Annotated in this window: 18 protein-coding genes; 13 read left to right on the top strand and 5 right to left on the bottom strand. The window is 48.4% G+C overall.

Annotated features, from left to right (window positions below; translation table 11 throughout):
* Positions 1–146: 146 nt before the first annotated feature.
* From D328_RS0110840 to D328_RS0110805, 8 genes are all read left to right on the top strand, one after another.
* Positions 147–692, top strand: coding sequence for a GNAT family N-acetyltransferase (locus D328_RS0110840; RefSeq protein ID WP_018885027.1), 546 nt, complete (start codon positions 147–149; stop codon positions 690–692).
* Between the two features lie 628 nt (positions 693–1320).
* On the top strand, positions 1321–1881 hold the full coding sequence (locus tag D328_RS28885; RefSeq protein ID WP_018885026.1) for an RDD family protein: 561 nt from the start codon (positions 1321–1323) through the stop codon (positions 1879–1881).
* A 73-nt stretch (positions 1882–1954) separates the two neighbouring features.
* Entirely contained in the window at positions 1955–2545 is a 591-nt protein-coding gene (locus D328_RS28880; protein ID WP_018885025.1) for an RDD family protein, read from the top strand.
* Between the two features lie 264 nt (positions 2546–2809).
* Complete coding sequence (locus D328_RS0110825) at positions 2810–4510, top strand: molecular chaperone HscC (RefSeq protein WP_018885024.1); 1701 nt, start codon at positions 2810–2812, stop codon at positions 4508–4510.
* Positions 4510–6732 (top strand): tetratricopeptide repeat protein, encoded by a 2223-nt coding sequence (locus D328_RS0110820; protein ID WP_018885023.1) that lies wholly within the window; start codon positions 4510–4512, stop codon positions 6730–6732. Before D328_RS0110825 ends, D328_RS0110820 begins: the two co-directional genes overlap by 1 nt.
* 80 nt (positions 6733–6812) lie before the next feature.
* Positions 6813–7394 carry a DUF1266 domain-containing protein gene (locus D328_RS0110815; protein WP_018885022.1) on the top strand — a complete coding sequence of 194 codons (582 nt, stop codon included), beginning with the start codon at positions 6813–6815 and terminating at the stop codon, positions 7392–7394.
* A gap of 37 nt (positions 7395–7431) precedes the next feature.
* Entirely contained in the window at positions 7432–9879 is a 2448-nt protein-coding gene (locus D328_RS0110810; protein WP_018885021.1) for a J domain-containing protein, read from the top strand.
* Positions 9880–9910: 31 nt separating this feature from the next.
* Positions 9911–10564, top strand: coding sequence for a DUF1266 domain-containing protein (locus tag D328_RS0110805; RefSeq protein ID WP_018885020.1), 654 nt, complete (start codon positions 9911–9913; stop codon positions 10562–10564).
* A 158-nt stretch (positions 10565–10722) separates the two neighbouring features.
* Here the strand turns inward: D328_RS0110805 and tlp are convergent, their stop codons facing one another.
* Positions 10723–10944 carry a small acid-soluble spore protein Tlp gene (gene tlp, locus D328_RS0110800; protein WP_018885019.1) on the bottom strand — a complete coding sequence of 74 codons (222 nt, stop codon included), beginning with the start codon at positions 10942–10944 and terminating at the stop codon, positions 10723–10725.
* A gap of 194 nt (positions 10945–11138) precedes the next feature.
* On the opposite strand from tlp, the gene D328_RS0110795 reads away from it, so the two are divergent.
* Positions 11139–11969: an aldo/keto reductase gene (locus D328_RS0110795; RefSeq protein ID WP_018885018.1), complete on the top strand. Its 831-nt coding sequence runs from the start codon at positions 11139–11141 to the stop codon at positions 11967–11969.
* 276 nt (positions 11970–12245) lie between these two features.
* Here the strand turns inward: D328_RS0110795 and D328_RS0110790 are convergent, their stop codons facing one another.
* Positions 12246–12503: a hypothetical protein gene (locus D328_RS0110790; protein WP_018885017.1), complete on the bottom strand. Its 258-nt coding sequence runs from the start codon at positions 12501–12503 to the stop codon at positions 12246–12248.
* Positions 12504–12685: 182 nt separating this feature from the next.
* Here D328_RS0110790 and D328_RS0110785 point away from each other — a divergent pair, with 182 nt between their 5' ends.
* The 3 genes from D328_RS0110785 (at position 12686) to D328_RS28875 (ending at position 14443) form a co-directional block, all read left to right on the top strand.
* Positions 12686–13456, top strand: coding sequence for an RNA polymerase sigma factor (locus D328_RS0110785; RefSeq protein ID WP_018885016.1), 771 nt, complete (start codon positions 12686–12688; stop codon positions 13454–13456).
* Between the two features lie 14 nt (positions 13457–13470).
* Positions 13471–14052, top strand: a complete 582-nt coding sequence (gene clpP / locus D328_RS0110780) for an ATP-dependent Clp endopeptidase proteolytic subunit ClpP (RefSeq protein WP_018885015.1) — start codon at positions 13471–13473, stop codon at positions 14050–14052.
* Positions 14053–14245: 193 nt separating this feature from the next.
* Positions 14246–14443: a hypothetical protein gene (locus tag D328_RS28875; RefSeq protein ID WP_018885014.1), complete on the top strand. Its 198-nt coding sequence runs from the start codon at positions 14246–14248 to the stop codon at positions 14441–14443.
* A 201-nt stretch (positions 14444–14644) separates the two neighbouring features.
* Here D328_RS28875 and D328_RS0110770 read toward each other — a convergent pair whose 3' ends face one another.
* Positions 14645–15664, bottom strand: a complete 1020-nt coding sequence (locus D328_RS0110770; protein WP_018885013.1) for an LLM class flavin-dependent oxidoreductase — start codon at positions 15662–15664, stop codon at positions 14645–14647.
* A gap of 47 nt (positions 15665–15711) precedes the next feature.
* Entirely contained in the window at positions 15712–16671 is a 960-nt protein-coding gene (locus D328_RS0110765) for an acetylxylan esterase (protein WP_018885012.1), read from the bottom strand.
* 231 nt (positions 16672–16902) lie between these two features.
* Here D328_RS0110765 and D328_RS0110760 point away from each other — a divergent pair, with 231 nt between their 5' ends.
* Positions 16903–17661 carry an S-layer homology domain-containing protein gene (locus D328_RS0110760; RefSeq protein WP_018885011.1) on the top strand — a complete coding sequence of 253 codons (759 nt, stop codon included), beginning with the start codon at positions 16903–16905 and terminating at the stop codon, positions 17659–17661.
* A 235-nt stretch (positions 17662–17896) separates the two neighbouring features.
* Here D328_RS0110760 and D328_RS0110755 read toward each other — a convergent pair whose 3' ends face one another.
* Positions 17897–19510, bottom strand: a complete 1614-nt coding sequence (locus tag D328_RS0110755) for an alkaline phosphatase (protein WP_026281121.1) — start codon at positions 19508–19510, stop codon at positions 17897–17899.
* Positions 19511–19891 lie beyond the last annotated feature (381 nt).

The following is a 19891-nucleotide window of genomic DNA, read 5'->3' as shown; positions in this document are numbered from 1 at the left end:
CATATATATGGCCGCCTTGCCCATGCGTCTTATTGAATATTCGGAATGAATGATAGATTTATTGAATGAGATATGTTACAGGTCTTATGATATAATTTTTATAATTTCCATAGGTTAACTTGGTATAGGTGAGAGGAGGAAGAGATATGGCAACCACTTTAGTCATTGAGCCTGCGTTAAAGGAGGATTATCCGGCTGTTATCGATGTACTCGTTGCAGGTTATATGCAGTATCAGGAGACATATGAGCAGAAAGAGACATGGGAGCAATACCTCAAAGAGATCAGAGAATCGGTCCATAATCCAGAGATTAAGGAGCTGTGGGTGGCCAAAATCGAGAATCGCATCATTGGAACCGTCCAGCTATTTGAGACGGCAGCGAAGGCTTACGAAGGATTCGAGTCGCCGATACCTTATCCATTCATCCGTCTGCTTGCTGTGCATCCCGACTGGAGGGGGCATGGGGTAGCTCGTGCCTTACTTCAGCAATGCGTTCAATCCTCCCACGTGTGGAAGCAGCCCTATGTATATCTATATACAGGTGAGCGGATGGTCCAGGCCATTGGACTTTATGAGAAGTTTGGTTTTGTGAAGGATGAGTTCTACAGCTTCCTTAACAATGGACATCAGGTGCTATGCTACCGCTACGAGATTGAAGAGGAGCACGCTGTAGCTTCTGTTATGCAGGGATAATGATAAGCATTGCCTAGTATGAACATTTAGCTGAGTATGAACCATAGCTCCGACCATGACCCATGTTAGCCCAGAGCTTACATGACCAATTCTAGCCGTGAGCTGCACAGTAAAATAATAACCAAAACAATAAGATTCCCTGCTTAGCACATGCAACGTAATTGTATGCAACTGGATCTACAGGTAAAGGTACCATTAATTCCGATATTATGGAAAATGGTGCCTGTATATTTGTAGGCAGTTTTTTTAGAAAAGATTGGTTGCCTCTTGTGTTGATATCATAGTCGTTGCTGTTATTTTATTTGACACACAAGGACACGCCTGTTCAGGATTGTGACCGTGATAGTATCCTCTATATGGCTCTACTATGCTTCAGGCAGGCATTGTAAGATTGTGGCTGCTTTCGTGTACGGGGAGCATGACAAATAATCTATAGGCAAGGGTAGCTTGATTCCAATGATTGGATAAAGCTACCTTTTCTTTTTGTGCTAAATCTACTATATTAGTCAATGTGACAGATTTCGCCAGTAAGTCGGTATGGACCTGACATCAAGGTGAAGGTGTTTGAAGCGTTTTTCATGTGGTTGTACAGAACGGTAGCCCGTATTGAATGCCGGAGGTAATTGAAATGTATGCAGGATTTTGGAAACGGCTAGGAGCCTATGTGATAGATTTCATCATCATATATTTTGGAGGCACTGTGGCGGTGTTAGGATTCATGCTTGTCCTGAGCCCTTTGTTTCTAGGGATGATAGGTCTTATTGTTGCATCATTAGAAAAGCTAGGATCAACAGAGTCTGATATGATTGGCGTCTTTATGATGGTCATACTTATTTTACTATCCTCTGTGGCGAATGTCGCCTCGGTATGGCTGTATTATGTCCTGATGGAGTCGTCCAAGGTGCAGGGGACGGTAGGAAAAATGGCCTTGGGCATCGTGGTGGTGGATGCAGAAATGAAGCCAGTTAGCTTTGGCCAAGCTAGCGCCCGCTTCTGGAGTCAGTTCGTGTCTTTACTTACCTTAGGGATCGGATACATTATGGCAGGCTTCACTACGCATAAGCAGGCGCTTCATGATATGATCGCCCATACGTACGTAGTGAACAAGAATGTACTGGCGTATGCCAAGCAGATGGAGGCATCTTCATCAATGGAAGCATCTCCTGGAGGCTCGGAGCATCTGGACTAATGGGGCTCTTTTACGGTGCTATGGCGCTATACTGATAACACGACTACATCATTGAATGCTGGAGGTATGAGCAATGCATGCAGGTTTTTGGAAACGACTAGGAGCTTATGTTATTGATTCTTTTATTATTGGTACTGCAAGTTCTATAATTGGCATGATTATTTCAATTATACTTATTCCGCTGTCGATTATACCCGTAGGGCTAGCTATGGCTATTGATGGTGAAGACCCCGGGGCTGTAAGTGCGCTCCTGGTTTTTTTCAGTATGATGCTCCCTTTTCTTGCTGCGATTCCATTAAGCTTAGGGGTATGGCTCTATTACGCCTTGATGGAGTCGTCTAAGGTTCAAGGAACCGTAGGGAAAATGGCGCTGGGGATTGTGGTTGTGGATGAAGGGATGAATCCGCTGACCTTTGGCCAGGCTAGTGTTCGCTATTGGTGTCGACTGGTTACAGTGGCAACGCTGGGAGTCGGGCATATTATGGCAGGCTTCACTCAGCACAAGCAGGCGCTTCATGATATGATCGCTCGCACCTATGTGGTGAACAAGAATGTATTGGAGTATACGAAGAAAATGCAACAAATGGAGGCCGCTGAGGGATTGGCGCCACAGATGGGATTGGCTCCACAACCCACTTACCCAGATCCCGGTTCCTTCCGTTAAGGCCTACGATAGAATGAAGTGTTCGGATCGGTTATTGTTCAAAAAGCCCTCGCATCAGCATGTGCTGAAATGCGGGGCTTTTTTTTGCGTTGATTGGAAAGCTGTCGTCATGTGGGTTGCTGATTCATACAGGACCTATAGATGCAGATATGCTTACATAATTACGTAGAGGCAGTATAGTAGAATCCGAACTTTATACTCTAGAGTAGTCTTATTCCAATGCTGTAAAATTATATGATTCAACTAGAGAAAAGGTGATATGGTATGACAATGATAGGTATTGATTTGGGTACCACGAATAGTCTTGTGGCCTATTGGACCGAGGAGGGGCCGAAGATCATCCCGAACGCCTTGGATGAGCGGTTAACCCCTTCAGTGGTGAGCGTAGATAATAATGGAGAGATTCTGGTCGGCACCATTGCCAAGGAGCGATTGATTACTCATCCGCATGTGACGGTCTCTACCTTTAAGCGCTATATGGGGACTGAGAAACGTTACAAGCTGGGGAGTCACTCTTTCTCACCCGAAGAGCTGTCCTCGTTCATACTTCAATCCCTCAAAGCTGATGCCGAAGCCTTTCTTGGACAGCAAGTACATGAAGCGGTGATTAGTGTCCCCGCCTATTTTAACGATAGCCAGCGCAAAGCGACCATGCGGGCTGCCGAATTTGCAGGCCTGAAGGTAGAACGGCTAATAAGTGAGCCAACCGCTGCAGCGATCTCATATGGACTGCATATGCGGGATTCCGATACTACCTTCCTCGTATTCGACCTCGGGGGAGGGACTTTTGATGTCTCCATTCTGGAGTTCTTTGATGGCGTCATGGAAGTGAAGTCCATCGCAGGTGATAACTATCTGGGCGGTGAGGACTTTACGCAGCTATTGGTGTCCTATTTTGTAGAGAAGGTCGGTATTGATTATCAGGAGATGGACGAGAAAGGACGAACGGCCCTCTTCAAGCAGGCGGAGCTATGCAAGCGGGGGATCAGCAGTGGAACAGCCGGGGAGATGAGCTTCCTGCACGCCGGTCAGGAGTATCAGATTAGTGTCAGTCGGACGGATTTCGACAAGATCGTGTCTCAATTGATTCTGCGCCTGCGACATCCATTGGAACGTGCGCTTCGCGATGCCTCCCTTACACCGGATGATCTGGATGCGGTCATCATGATCGGTGGGGCGACACGGATGCCGACTGTTCGTTCAGTCGTTAGCAAGATGTTCGGCAAGCTCCCTTATACTCAGATCAATCCTGATGAAGCCGTAGCTATGGGGGCTGCCATACAGGTAGCACTCAAGGAACGTAATGAGATGCTGAAGGAAGTAATTCTTACAGATGTGTGCCCGTTCACACTCGGTATTGACACGACGAAGCGAATGAAGGGGGATCACCTGGATCACGGACATTTCTCACCGATCATCGAGCGTAATACAGCTATTCCAGTCAGTCGTGTAGAGACCTATGTCACGTTGCATGATCAGCAGAAGGAAATCGAGATCAGCATCTATCAAGGCGAGAGCCGCCGGGTCGAGAATAACATCAAAATTGGCGAAATGACTGTCGGAGTACCCACGGACAAGGCAGGCGAACAGGCGATTGATGTACGCTTCACCTATGATATCAACGGTATTCTGGAGGTCGAAGTCACTACGGTCAGCACAGGCAAGGTGAAGAAGCTTGTTATCGAGAAGAATCCTGGACATATGACTCCTGAGGAGATTGAGGAGCGTCTCAAACTACTCAAGGATATTAAGATTCATCCGCGGGATCGGGCGGAGAATCGTCTGCTGCTGGCGCGTGGAGAGCGCTTGTACGAGGAGGCTCTGGGAGAGAAGCGTGGTGAGATTGCTTTCCTGATGGAGCAGTTTGAAGCGTTGATTCATACGCAAAATGATGCAGAGATCAAAAAGGCGGCAGCGACACTCAAGAAACAGCTCGATCATCTTGAGCGTTGGATGGATTTCTAGTGTATCTTCTTGTGAGTGTATGGAGACTGCTCGGTATTGAATCGACAACGGATGTGCGTGCAATCAAGCGGGCATACGCCGGCAAGTTGAAGCAGACGCATCCGGAGGATGACCCGGAAGAGTATCAGCGATTGCGAGAAGCCTACGATCGTGCAATCAAGGAAGCAAAATGGAGTATGCAGCCTGAGGAAGCAGCGGACGCCTCTAGGACAGTAAGCATGGACGAAGCCAGCTCGGACACGGAGTCTAAGTCTACTGCTCCCAAGCATACAGGGATGAGCATCGACGATGGTATTGTACCCGTGGTCAGTGCTCTGGAGAGCAGCTCGGCAGAGGCTTTTCTGCAGAGAATGCAAGAAATCTATACAGATTTTGCCGAGCGCATTAACCCAGAAATATGGGCTGAATGGCTGAATTCCGATATCTTGTGGAGCGACTCCGTGTATGCCGAATTGTCAGAGCAGGTAATGGACTTCTTCAACGAGCATTACTTTTTGCCTCTACCCGTCTGGCGACTGCTGGATCATGCTTTTGGGTGGAAGGATGCGATGCTGACTTCACCGGATGAATTCCAAGCACGCTATTCCCAAATTAGCAAGTATGGCTTTGAGCAGACGTACAACACGGAACAGGGCTATTCTTTATTGTTACCAGTTCCAGGGGAAGAGCGAGAGGCGTATCTTAGACTTCGAGAAGAAATCTATATCTTGCTGGAGCAGCTAACGAGAATTCGTGAAACGCAGGTGAAAAGGTACTTATATATTAAGGAAAGCGAATATATAGCACAGTTCAACAAGCTCAGCACAGAAGCTGAGCCATTGCTTCAGCAGGCTGAAGAGTATCATACGAGTGACCCGGATTTACAACGGATGCAGATTCAGTTCTATCTCTTGAAGAATGAGCAAGAGGCTGTCTTGTTCTATTGTGAGCGGTACCTCACGCGGTGTCCCGATGATGTGGAGATCTTGTTAACCCAGGCGCATAGTCTGCTGAAGCTTGAACGAGTCGCAGAGGCAGAGTCTGTGCTAGAGAGGCTACTTTCTGAAGTTGTAGCCTTAAATGCCGCTGGTATTCAATCCACAGCACAAGAATTACAGTTACAGGTCAAACTGGAAGAAGCGCGAGATCTGTATACGAGGATAGTTCCACAGATGCATCTGAAGCTGTTCTTGCAGCGGATGGAGGACATCTATAATGTCTTTTCGGATCGTGTTTGTCCAGAGGTATGGTCGGAATGGCTGCAGTCCGACATGATGTGGGATGCGTCTCAACAGGAGGAATTGGCTGAGCGGGTGCTCAATTTCTTTAACAAGCATTACTTTTTGCCTCCATCTGTCTGGCGGCTGCTTGACCAGGGCTTTGACTGGTCCACGAGGCAGGAACTGAATCCCGATGAATTCAAGGAGCGTTACCCTAAGCTCGTTGAAGCTGTTTTTCATCCTGGCTACCAAACTGAGCTTGGATATAGTCAATTGACCCGTATTCCTACAGATCAGGTAGACAGGTATTTATTTATTCGGGAAAGTGCTTATCGCGCTTGGCTTAATGGACAGCAAGCCCAGGCCGAACAGAAGCTGGAACAGGCTGAGCGAATTTTTGCCGATGACCCAGATCGATTGCGTATACAGGTGCAGTTCCTATGGCTCAAAGGAGAAGAAGAGGCTGCGCTTACTTATAGCATTAGGTACTTGCGGCTTTGCCCAGAAGATGTGGATGGTGTGCTTATTCGTGCACGTATGCTGTTGAAGCTGGAACGAATAGGAGAAGCAGAGCAAGTGCTGAAAGAGTTGCTTCTCAAGCTTCCAGATCAGCCTGACGGAATCTACTTGCTCGGCCAGTGTAAGCTGCTCCAACACAGCTTCGAGGAGGCCAAACAGGCATTTGAGGAGGCCCATAGGCTGAATCATAAGGATATAGATGCCTTGATGGCCATTCGTGAAGCTAAAATGGGCTTGGTTAAGCAAGGTGGGTGGCTGCATAGAGCGACCTTGAAGAGGAAGCTGTATGGCACGCTGAAGCACCCGTTTGTAATGCTGCTGATCAGTCTGGTCTACAAGACATTACCCGTCTTTGCTGGTGTGCTGGTGCTGGGGTTCATGATCTATTGGCTGAGAGAGTACACCGTAATCACCCGAGTGCTCCTGCTGATCTGGCTCTTTATGTGCGTTAGTTGGTTGAAGCAATGCTATTGTTGCTGGAAGGGCTTCAGATACAGCCTATAGAGACGGGGTGAATTCATATTATTGTAGACATTAAACATGGCTCCAGATCACTGGCGGCATGCAGCGAGGCTCTTGTTGGTATGTTCGATTTTAGTATTATGGGCTACTATCATCAGCAGAATCCCATGCAGCTAATATCAAGTAAACGGGAGCTGCTTCGAGAATTTGGGGCGATGGGAATTGCGGACACTGTCAGCATACAACGTCATATAGAGGGATGTTTCCAATCCGGGATACGGCAAGAATATCAACAGATGTATATGCGACTCGCTTGTATGCCGCGGCAGCAGCAAGAGGGATATATGGAGCGGGTTCCTCCAATGTCAACAGAGTTCTACAGATTAGAAATAGTCCTTAAAATGCTGCATCGCATGCCTAGTGGAGGCATATCCGCCTATGATTATATTCGAGGTATATATGTAGCCTACGGGGGCCACAGACTAGGCTGGCTGACACGGGAGCAAAGAGAGGCCTATTGTATCAAAGCTATGACCGCGATTCGGACTGATTACACGAATTGGCGCGATGTGATTTTGGCTTTTACGATTGGATATGCATTTGATAAGGCACAGGAAAAGAGGGTCTTGGGGTATTATCCACCTCATGTTCACTTGCTCACCTCCCGGTATAGCCTGATTCACAACATGAGCTTGTGGGCGTAAGCCTGCAAATAATCATCTGGAGAGGTGGAGATATAGGATGTACATATGGGAGCTGCTAGGCATAGAGCCAACCTCGGATGTCCGAGCAGTCAAGCGGGCTTATGCCGGCAAGTTGAAGCAGACACATCCTGAGGATGACCCAGAAGGGTACCAACGGCTGCGTGAAGCCTATGATCGTGCTGTGAAGGAAGCAAAATGGCGCCAGCAACATGGAGTTGAGGATGACGAGGATGACGATGAGATCGAAGATGACGTAAAAGGTGATGCGGAAAAGAGAGACCCAGAAGACCCAGTGTATGCGGATGATTCAGGTGAATCTGCGACAGTTGGAACTACTGCCGATGATGAAAGATCATCGGTATCTGAGCAGGATCATCTGGAGGGCATCTCATCCACACATGAGATTGCTGGCGAAGGATCTGGCCCGGACCCAGATTCACAATCAGAGCCGGAGCCTCAGCCTCGGACGGTACCGCGATTCGCAGGGCCACATCAAGAGATTGAAGAGGTATCGCAGTCGGAGGCGGATGCTGAGGATCATAGCGAAGATTACACAGTTCCTCGGCTTATGCAGACTGCTCAGCATGACTATACGAGTGAAGATGCGGACGCTGAATTGGTCGTTCCTCGCTTGATCCGCCACGTCTATGTTTCTCCTGAACCTAATGGTGGGGATGCAGAGGATACTGCTCCAGCAGACGAGGGCTATGACGGACATCAGGAGCGTGAACCGGATGCGTCAGTTGCCGATGCATACATGCATCAAGAACCGATTCAGGATGAAGAGGAAGACGATGAGTATGACAGACGGGAGCGCGCTGATGATCTCAGGAGTTACAGTCCCATTGCTCATACCCTGGAGGCGGACGTTGATGAGAACGTAGAGTCAGACAATATAGACACTGTTGAAGCCTTCATGGAGCATCTGGAGGACATCTATTACACGATGGCAGAGCGTGTGCGGGTAGAGAATTGGGCAGCACTGCTTAGTGCGGATGTCATGTGGAATGCAAGTATTCAGGAGGAGCTATCTGAAGAGGTACTTGATTTTATGGAGGAGCATTATTTCGTGCCGCCTTCGGTGTGGGGCATGCTGGATCAGGCATTCGGCTGGAAGGAAAAAATGCTGATTGACCCTGATATATTTGCCGAGCAGTACACGAATGTACGGCTCTATGCCTTCCATCCCATGTATGAGACTGACCTCGGATACTCCTGTGTAGCGGTGCTTGAAGATGAGCTGGCGGAGCAGTATCTGGAGCTGAGAGAGGAGGCGTACCACGCTCTTCGTTTCGGTCGCAGAGCTCAAGCTGGTATCAAGCTAGAGGAGGCTGAAGCCATCCTGAGTGCGGACCCGGATCTGCTGCGTCTGCGCATTCGGTTCGCTCAGATATCAGGTCAGGAGGAAGAAATACTGGAATACTGCACGAGATATTTGCAGCTTGATCCTACTGAGGAGGAGATTGCGCTTATTCGTGCACGCATATGGATCAGGCTGGGACAAGCAGCAGAGGCAGAAGTGGTTGTAACGGATATACTTCGTCGAAATCCCGATCATAGGGAAGCACTGAATCTACTAGGCCAATGCCAGCAGCAGACCGGACGATATCCTGAAGCTCGCGAGACGTATCAAAGGCTGATGGAGCTTGATCCAGAGGATCTGGAGGCGTGCTTCTCCTATCATGAAGTGAACAAGGCCATGGCGCAGCAAGCTCCATGGTGGAGAAGAAGGTCTGCCCGGCGTAGTCTAGGCTACACAGACTCCATTCCACGGCTTATGTTTTTCCTGTTTGCATCCGTTCGAAATAATGCTACCAGGCTTATCGGCATCGGAATCCTGGCCTTTCTGTTCTCTATCTCCTTTCATGCGGATACCGGTGTGTCTGTATTGAAATACCTCTCTTCTCTACAGAATACTCCGGGTACGGAGAAGGAGTATAGAGAGGTGATCAGTGTCGCAGAGCTGGAACATTCGTCTGGTGCTCCACTCGTCCGAATGACACTTCAGGATGTACGAAAGCTGGATGATCTATATATCGTGACCACAGACAATGGAGCAACACAGTATATGGATCAGACAGACCTGAAGAAGCAAAGACAATCTGCTGCGCACGCGGACCGAATTGTGATAGGTGCACTAGGAAAGCATGCGATTCCCGTTCGGCTGAGCACTCAGCAGGCAGAGTCGATTGTGTCAGGTACCAGTTTTACAGTGGAAGGACAAGTCGTCCCGCTGACGACCGGTGCCCTCAGGTTCGAGCTGGATAAGTGGAGCTATCATTCAGAGAATAATAATTATTTCAAGAGTCATCCACTGGCTGATATGTATCTGGAGGGTGATGCCCTTGCCGAGGCGCAGGCAGCAGAACGTGGACATCCAAGCGCGGTAAGCTGGCTGTTCGGTATCCTTCTCTTCTTGTTCATCAGTTCCATGCTGATGGAGGTCTATCGGCGCTGGAAGCAATATAGATATAAGACTATTTAAAAGGAAAATCCTACAAAGGAGCGAATGTGCGATGAATGTAAAGCTCCAGTACGGTTCCCGATTGGCGGAGGCCTGTAGTCGGGCTCTTGTGGGAATGTGTTCAGTCCATCCGGACGGAGATTATTATCACCAGAGTCCAGAGCGGATGTTCGTAAGTAAAAACGAGCTCAAGGAGCACATGGAAGAGCAATGGGAAGTTACAAATGCGGAGCAGCTAAAGGCGCATATTGAATGGCGTCTTCGAGAGGGATTCCGTCACCAGTTCGAAGAGAATTACTTGAGGATCGCCTGTGTGCCCGAAGCATCCAGAGCAGAGTACATTCGTGATCTGCACGAGGGGTCTCTGGAGCGCTACAGATTCGAGATGATCAGTCGATTCGTGAACCGGATGCCGCCAGCGGGCATTGCGGCCCATGATTATATCTTTTCCCTATATTATGTATATGCAGGTCATAGGCTGAAGTGGCTGACAGATGATGAAAAGAAGCAATACTCGCTTCGTATTCTGCAAGCCCTACAGGCAGTGTACACCAATTGGCGTGATGTGGTGACAGGCTTTTTTGTAGGGGTTGCATTCATGGATAAAGGGGTCTATAGCAGAATGTTCGACAAATACAGTCTGATTGTCGTGAAGCTGTTGACATCCCGCCGCAGCCCTTTTCGCAAAATTAGTCTTTGGTCGTAAATGTCCACCAATGTGATACAAATTGGAAAGCCCGGGTCTGCTGCATATTCTGCATCAGGCCCGGTCTTCGTACTTCAGGTCAACGTAGTTCAAGTCAACTGTTAAAGAAGAATAGGACCGGTCGGCCAGAGCTCTTCATTGCCAGCTATTTGGAGACGTTACTTGCTGTGCCTGGCTTCATCCTTGACCTCAGCTCTGGAGCTGCGAATGCTGGCTTCCCGCCGCTGGTTCTTCTCGTTGATTTGTGTGTATTCCTGAGCATCCATTTCGTCAGCGTGCTCATCCAGATATTGCTCTGCCTCATGTAGATTCTGGATTGTATGCTGGATGTTTTGCTGGAGATGCTGCACATTATCGGCGCGATTATCCGGTTTGGCCATGGTAGTTCCCCTCCTTGTGACAATTTGGTGCGTCTAGGCACCTTACTCAGTGTCTCAAATAGGGCAATGGTCTATGCATTTAGAAATGATAAGGAAGATGCTTGTGTATGGTTGGATGCTCCCTGCTTGAGTTGCCAAGAGCTAACCAAAATATGTATACTAATAACGTGAAAAAATCTGGAGGTGGATGCTTCATGGTGAACAGTCTACAGGATACTACTACTTTACATAATGGTGTGGAGATGCCCCGTCTAGGTCTTGGGGTATGGAAGGTACAGGATGGCAACGAGGTCGTACATGCTGTGAAATCAGCTATTAAGGCGGGTTATAAGAGCATTGATACTGCTGCTGTCTACAAGAATGAAGAAGGCGTTGGACAGGCTATCCGTGAGTCTGGGGCTCCGCGAGACAGCTTATTTATTACAACTAAGGTATGGAACTCCGATCAGGGCTATGAGACGACGTTGGCTGCCTTTGATGAAAGTCTGAGCAAGCTTCAGCTGGATTATACGGATCTTTATCTCATACACTGGCCTGTGGGCGGGAAGTACAAGGAGACTTGGAGAGCAATCGAGAAACTGTATAAGGATGGTCGTGTGCGTGCGATTGGAGTGAGTAATTTCCATCAGCACCACTTGGAGGATCTGCTGGCTGATGCCGAGATTGCTCCAATGGTGAACCAGATCGAGCTTCATCCCCTGCTGTCGCAGGAGCCGTTAAGAGCATACTGTGCTTCCAAGAATATCAAGGTAGAAGCCTGGTCCCCGCTCGGCAATGGAAGACTGCTGACGAACGAACTGGTTCAGGAGATTGCTGGTAAATATAACAAGAGTGTCGCGCAGGTTATTTTGCGCTGGGATCTCCAGCATGATATTATCACCATTCCAAAATCCATTAACGAATCACGGATTATCGAGAATGCGGATATTTTTGATTTTGAGCTGTCTGCCGAGGATATGCAGAAGATCGATAGCCTGAACCGTAATGAGCGGTTTGGCTCCGACCCGGACAACTTTAATTTCTAAATTAAGAAAGCATCATTCTAATAAGAAAATCGTGGATCTTCGTACTTTTACAGAAGACAGACCGCGTTTAGTTGAAGTTTTCCTGTGATAATCGAGTTGTTCAGCTCTGCTGAAAACTTATAAATTCAACTATCTTAAGAAAGTGTCTCAGCCGCCGATAGGGTGGTGAGACACTTTTTTTGGTGCTGTCGATGGATAGGGCCAAGCTTAACCTTCTGTATATGTGACCTTGATCGCGGACAGCTTTAGTTGAACACTATGAGATATTGCTGTACATTATTGTACGATGAAGAAGATCGCAGCGCCCAAGAAGATAAGGCCGTAGATCAATTGCCTTTTTCCGGTTGACTTATAGCGGTTACGCATGCGTTCCAGGAATTGTTCAACCGATTCCTCTTCCTTCTTCTGTTTATGTACGACATCCATGTTGATTTTGTTCGAATCAAATGGCTTACGCGCACTATAGATGGCAGCTCCTCCGATCAGGAAGGACAGGGCCGATACGATTAGCAGGACGATACTGACAGCTGGCATGGTGGCAACTCTCCTCTCTGGTGAACTCATCCTATTATGTCATAGTCTTGACGGTCGGGCTATATCAGCCTGCATTAGGGAGGGAATTTTTCGACATGCGTATCCTTTCAGGTTACTCATACGTCTACCCAATGTATATACGTAATGACAATAAAGGACTAAACAAAGGGGGGCCCCGATTCATGGCCTTTGTGACATCCGAATCCGTAATTCCATACCAACTGCCGACACCAATTGCATGGGAAGAGCTAATTCCCGTACTTCGTAAATATTGCTTGTCACTGACTGGCTCGATGTGGGATGCCGAAGATTTGGTGCAGTCCGCTTGTCTGCAGCTATTGAGGCAGAATGATAATCAGGCTGTAAGCGTTCGGAATCCCGAAGCGTATTTGATTCGGACCGCACGTAACCTGTGGCTGGATCAGCTGCGCAGCAGTGAGACGATAAGAAAGCTGCAAGATAAGCTGCAGGGAATGGCGTTGCCACTTGAAGAGGGACAGCAGCTAGGGCTTGAGATCGAGCATGCGTTGCAGTGTCTGCTTCGCTGGCTGTCTCCGCTTCAGCGGACGGTATTTCTGCTTCGTGAGGTATGGAGCTTCAGGACACCGGAGACTGCCGAGCTGCTAAATATGACGGAGGGAGCAGTCAAGGCTGCATTGAGCCGAGCGAGAAACGCACTGGAGCAGCATAAGCGGTCGAATCCTTATGGTGCCGAGGTTATGGGGAGTGCGCAGGAGGCTATGCTGCTGAAGCAATACTTGGCTGCCTTTCGGACAGGGGACACGCGACGGCTGGTAGAGCTTGGGTTACAGGATGGAATGGACCCGATGGCTGTGGCTGGACAGGTGCTGGAGCAACGTGCTGCTGTAAGATCTTCTATCCGATATGCAAGAGCGGCAAGTGTGCAGGCAAATAAGATTAGTGGTAGTCCCAGAGCAAGGTGTGCGGCGTAGAACAGGAGTCTATTATGAATGCAATTCCGTATGTTGTTGAGCAGACCAGCCGTGGCGAACGCAGCTATGATATCTATTCCCGGCTGTTGAAGGACAGAATCATTATGGTATCCGGTGAGATTGAGGATCATATGGCGAATGTGATCGTGGCACAGCTGCTGCACTTGGCGGCTGAGGACGCCGAGAAGGATATTCATATGTATATCAACTGTCCCGGCGGTTCAGTGTCGGCTGGCTTCGCCATCTATGATACGATGCAGTTCATCAAGCCGGATGTATCTACGATCTGTACGGGGATGGCTGCCAGCTTTGGAGCGATTCTGCTGATTGGTGGAGCCAAAGGCAAGCGTATGGCGTTACCGAACAGCGAGGTTATGATCCACCAGCCGCTTGGCGGAGCGAAGGGCCAGGCATCCGATATTCGTATTTATGCGGATCGTCTGTTGAAGAGCAGAATTAAGCTGAATGGGTTGCTGGCAGAGCTTACGGGTCAGTCTATAGAACGGGTAGAAAAGGACACAGATCGTGATCATTTTATGTCGGCTGAGGAAGCGCTGGAGTATGGGCTGATTGACCAAATTATTAGCCGTAGATAGCTGTCACAAATATGTAAAAATGTGCAATTTGCCCGTGAGACAGGGTCTCGCGGGCAATTCACTTGTTACGAGCGGATTGAAGCGGATGATTCGTATTGTAAATCAGCTGCAACGGGAGTATAATTCGTATCGGTTCAGGTCGTGTGTACTAGCACATGGAGACCTGAAATACAAACAAGTGAGGTTATTACAAATGAAAACATGCTGCAAGATCGAAGTACAAGACGACAGTCTGGTCATTGATCTCTCAGAGAACACGAATGCGTCCATGGAAGCGCTGCTTGGCGATATTGAAAGCTGCGGGGGTGACGTTAATCCCTGGATTACGCTGATGGACAAAGTCACTGCTCATGAAGAGGAAGAAGATCGGGAAGAAGCGGTTGTACGCTGATATTCCAGCAGACCTTATACAACATTACAGTAATTGATCCAGCAATGAACTTTCCAATTATTTTCGTATAATACGCTCTATTCAATTCTTTTCATATGCTAAAAATCACAAAGCAAGCCGGCCTGTCATGGGGAATCTCCTGATGGGTCGGCTTGCTTTGATTTATTATGATAAAGTTGCCATGTCGTCTGTACTGTGCGCTTACATATCAGACGGTAACTCGAAAGCCTCTGCAAGCAGACGGTAGGAACGGATACGACTCTCGAAATCGTGAACGGAGGTCACGATCAGCAGCTCATCGGTCTGATATTGTTCAGCAATACGAATGAGTCGCTCTTTGACCTGTTCAGGAGTACCCACTACCCGCCAGCCACGCGATTGGCGAATCCGCTCGTGATCCCAATCCGTATAAGGATAGGCTGCTGCTGTATCTACGGATGGAAGCGAGCCGAGTTCCCTTCCATTCTGCAGACCAAGGAAGAACAGATCCGAGCTTGAAGCCAACCGCTCTGCTTCTTCTTCTGTATCGGCGCAGACCACCGCTACGGCAGCCATAGAATGAGGACGTTCCTCAAGCACGGATGGCTCATAATGATCATGATAATAGGCTGTGCTCTCGACACCGCCAGGAGTCCCGAAGAATTGAGCAAAAGCAAAGGATACACCCATGCGGGCTGCGAGCCTTGCACTGTCACCACTGGAGCCGAGTAGCCACATCTGTGGCATAGACGGTACAGAAGGAGAAGCCAGAAGACCCGGGAATCGGTGATCTGAGCCATGCGATTCCTGAAAATATCCGATCAGATCGAGGATCTGTTCGGGATAACGATCAACACGCTGCATACTGCTGCCCTCCTGCAGGGCACGGGTTGCCAGCGGTAGACCACCAGGAGCACGGCCCAGGCCAAGGTCGATCCGACCCGGATGTAATGCTTCAAGTAGCCTGAAGTTCTCCGCTACCTTATAAGCACTATAATGGGGCAGCATGATCCCTCCCGAGCCCACTCGAATTCGGCTGGTCTGCGCAGCGAGATGTGCGATCAGGACCTCGGGGCTGGAATGGGCCAGGGCTCTCATGGAATGATGCTCAGATACCCAGTAGCGGCTGTAACCGAGACGATCCGCCTCTTGCGCCAAGGCTGTAGTCTGGGCGAGTGCTTCGGGAGCGGTACCTCCCTCCAATATATGAGATTGGTCTAAAATACCAAGCTTAGTAAGCATATGATTAATCACCTCTATAGCAAATATATCATACACAATTTATTTGGTCAAAATGATAACTTTAGATGCTCCATGATGTACTCTGCACTTTTTCGCTGCTGATAAGCCTCCACAGCATGTCCTGTAAAGGGATAGATTTCGAGTTGCTTAGCAGATGAAATCCGGTTATACACGGGGAATATTGTCTCTGGCATACAGACGGTATCCTTCAGCCCAACAGATATCATGGTAGGAATGGGAATCCACTCTGCCAGATGAAGGAGATCAAAATAGCTCAGTGTTCGCAGTACCTGTTCATAATGCTGGGGAAAGCGATGTACGAACTCCGCAGCCTCTGCCAGCGAGCTGTTCGAATGCAGGATGCCGAAGTCCATGTGGCACATATTCGGAATATTAGCCACACATACTTGCACATGGTCACTTAATGCACTGGTGATCAGAGCCAAGCCACCGCCTTGACTTACACCACAGACAGCAATGCTGCCAGTATCAATATCAGGCTGATTTGCGGCCCAATGAATTGCTGCCAATGCATCCAGTGTAATCGCGTGATAATAAGAGCACTTCGGTTCCAGGATGCCTTGGGTTAGCCAGCCTTTGACTGTCCCGTAGCCAACATTCATATGACTACCCGTCTCACCACCTTGTCCCCGTACATCTACTGCCATAACAGCCACCCCCAGCATCAGCCAGGAAGCATATTGCTCAGGGTAGCCTTTGCCACCGGTATAGCCGTGAAAAAGCACCACACAAGGGAGCTTGTGTCCTTCCATACCAGCGGGACGAATATACCATGCGTACAAGGGAGTGTCGTCCGAGCCCGTGTAGATAACCTGCTGTACCTTCATGCCTGTAAAAGGAGTATTCACCTTAATAACACTAGCCTTTTCCGATTCAAAGCCAACCTGTGCGAGGGAATCACTCCAGAAATTCTCCAGATCCGAGGGGGCTGCCGTATTGGGGGCGTAGTTATACAGTTCTTGTATTCTTTTCTCAATCGTATTCATGCTTCGGATTCCTCCTTTGAGAAAGCAAGATATTAGCCGAGGTACACAGAATTTCGAAATATGATGTTCACAATGTGCCCCAGGCAAAGGTTACTAGCTACATGATAGCAGAAGATCAGAAATTCTCTCCTGCGTAACTTGCAACATATTCATTCTCTCGTGCGTCGGTAAGTTTAGAAAAATGAAAATTCTTCTTGTTATATACCCAATATGATACTAGGAGTGGAAAGTATGAAAAAGAATAAAACTCAGCGCAAAAACCATTTTCTCCCGTTAAGTGCAGCGGTCTCTGCCCTGTCTGTAGCAGTAGCTCTTGTAGTCCCATCGTTGGCATCTGCTGCTTCCTTTACCGACATTGATGCGACACCAGGGAAGGAGAAAATCGTGGCATTGCATGATCAAGGTCTCATTCATGGTTTCTCGGCTGCGGAATTCCGCCCTGATGCCGAATTGAATAGCGCACAAGGTATTCAGATGCTGACAAGTGGACTGGGCCTTAGCTTGGCGGCAATCAGCTTTGAGAAGGGACCATTTGCCGAAGATGTGTTTGACCACGTTAAGGATGGCGTATGGTACACGAATGCCTATCTGTCAGCGCATTATAATGGTGTGGAGCTGCCTAAGGATATTCAGCCCTCCAGCGTGCTGACACGTGAAGAATTTACTTTTTACCTGATTCAAGCTATTGAGGGCACAGGACAAGTACCGTTGATTAATATTGTACCGAAGCCGATCAAGGATGAGGCGGATATGGACATTATGCATCAAGGAGCGATTCAGCGTTCATTGATATGGAATATCGCTTCCTTGGATGATACAGGGGCCTTCCATCCACAGCGTGCCATTACAAGAGCTGAGGCGGCTGTGATGGTGTACAATGCTGCAGAGGTTCTGAAGCGGTATTCCGAAGCTCCGGCTATACCGACAGATATGCCTGCTGAACCTGCAGAAGCTCCAGCAGCGCCAGCAGTAGAAGAAGTTCAGGAGTAATTTCGATGCTGTCTCAGGATTGTGATCAGCAATCTCAGCTGCATGAGTAGCCATCGTAAAAATGAGAAATACGAGCGACAATCGTAGCATTAGCTATTCGATGCATTAGACTTCCAAAAAGAATGGTAGCAACAGATAAGGCCAGCCAGCAGTGCTTCTCCGGATAGGAGTGAACTGCTGGCTGGCCTTTATCTAATCTTTTAATGTGCTGTGATGGGAATGAAGTGCTGTGTTCTTATTTTATCAGATCGATAGCTTGTTGGGATGCGTATACACTAATGCCGTTATACACGATAACCCCTTCAAGCTGTACAGATTGCCCGTTCAGTGAGGCTACGCTAGTGTGGAAAGGAAGCTCCAGCTTATCGCTGCCCTTCGTTACGATCAGCTTACTGTCCTCAATACTGGTCTTGGCTCCTTTGGAAGCAAAGGCTTGCTCAGCATTAACGAACAGACGAGTTGTTGTTGCGTTCAGGTCCAAGCCCAACACGCTAGCCATATACTTAGCGACATCTGTATTCTCGATGACACCAGTCGGACGGTTGTTATCTGGTGCGTAAGTGTACAGAACTACATCGCCGCCAGTATGACCACCTGTTGTCCAGCCGATGTTAGCTCTTTCGCTGATAATAGGTCCTACAGCATAATTCATGCTGCCAGCCTTGGCATCCTTGATGGTCTGAATTTCTTCAGCGCTCAGGTCCGTAATGCCGAGATAAGTAGCAGCTGCTTCCTCAATGTTGCTACGATCGGCGTTCAGCTTGGATTCAAAACCTTCACCGGTAACCTTTGCGTTTTTGAGAGGAGTGATGAAGGAAGCCAGTGGCTCCTTGTCATAGGTGCTGGTAGTTGCCTTGCTGCCGATGGTCAGGCCGCCGTTGCCATGATCCGTAACTGCGATAACCGCAGTGGATTGGTCCTTTTTGGCAAATTGAACGGCTGTGTTCACCGCTTCATCGAATGCAAGAACATCGCTGATCACACCGACTGGATCGTTAGCATGTGCTGCCCAGTCTACCTTACTGCCCTCTACCATCAGGAAGAAGCCCTTGTCGTTCTGTGAGAGGACATCAATAGCCTTACTAGTCATGTCGCTCAGGCTTGGTTGCTTCGCAGGATCGCGATCCATCTCATAGGCCAGAGCCTTACCTCCGAACATACCCCAGATTTTATCCGAGGAAGAAGCCTTGAGCTGTTCAGGTGTTGTTACATATTCGTAGCCACGTTCCTTGATCGTGCTGAGCAGATCATTACCGTCCTTACGTCCTTCAGGAGTAAGATAATTGCTGCCACTGCCCAGGACGACATCCATATCGTTGTAGACCTGCTGCATGCTCAGTGCATCATAATTGGAGCGGTCGGGATAATGGGCAGAGAAATCTGCTGGTGTAGCGTGCATGAACTCGGATGTTGCGATAATGCCAGTGGATTTGCCTGCCAGTCTGGCTGCCTCCAGTACCGAGGCTACAGGCTTGCGCTTGTCATTCTCCGCGATAGCGGCCTGACCCGGCATCGTGGCTTCATCAGGAAGCACGCCTACGAATCCGGTATGGGATTTGTGGCCAGTTGCAAATGCCGTACCTGCAGGTGCGGAATCTGCGATTGGAGCATCAGCGGAGTAGGTACGCACCAATCCGCTCGCGAGCTCATCAAGGGCCAGATCAGAGCCTTTGTACCAGCGAGCAAGCGTCGTTGCATCATTGGCCATGCCATCCGGAATAAGGATAATGACATTCTTGATTGGCGTTGCTGCGGCTACTTCAGCCTGAGGTAAAACTGCGGTACTGGTCGATAGCACACTGGTCGCTATTAAGGTCGCGATGGTCCCCTTTTTAAAACGTTTCCACATAGTCTGCTTCAAGTGCTACATCCTCCTTAAACAAGTCTAAGGAGTAGTCTACGGGTAAATTGTTAACCAAATATTAATTAATATGTGTAGTTGTATCAAAATTTACCAATATGGAAATGTTGACACAGCGCATGTTACCTCAGTTGAGAGTACACACTAGGATTGAAAGTAACCTTTTTAAACATTCAATTGACAGATAACCACATCCATTGATAGTTGTTGAGAGCTGGTTGTCTGGAGTAGGGAAGAGGTTGGCAGCAGTTGTGAAATGCCACGGCTCAAATTGGACTTTGCAGCATCTATGTAATTTCAAGTGTTCAAAACCAAAAGGGTTGGTTAATAATACAACACAGCGATATAACAAATCCAAAACGAGGTGAG

Source organism: Paenibacillus massiliensis 2301065 = DSM 16942 (assembly GCF_000377505.1).
GTDB lineage: Bacteria > Bacillota > Bacilli > Paenibacillales > Paenibacillaceae > Paenibacillus > Paenibacillus massiliensis.
Note: the sequence above shows the minus strand (reverse complement) of the source record. Positions and strands in the feature narration are given on the sequence as shown.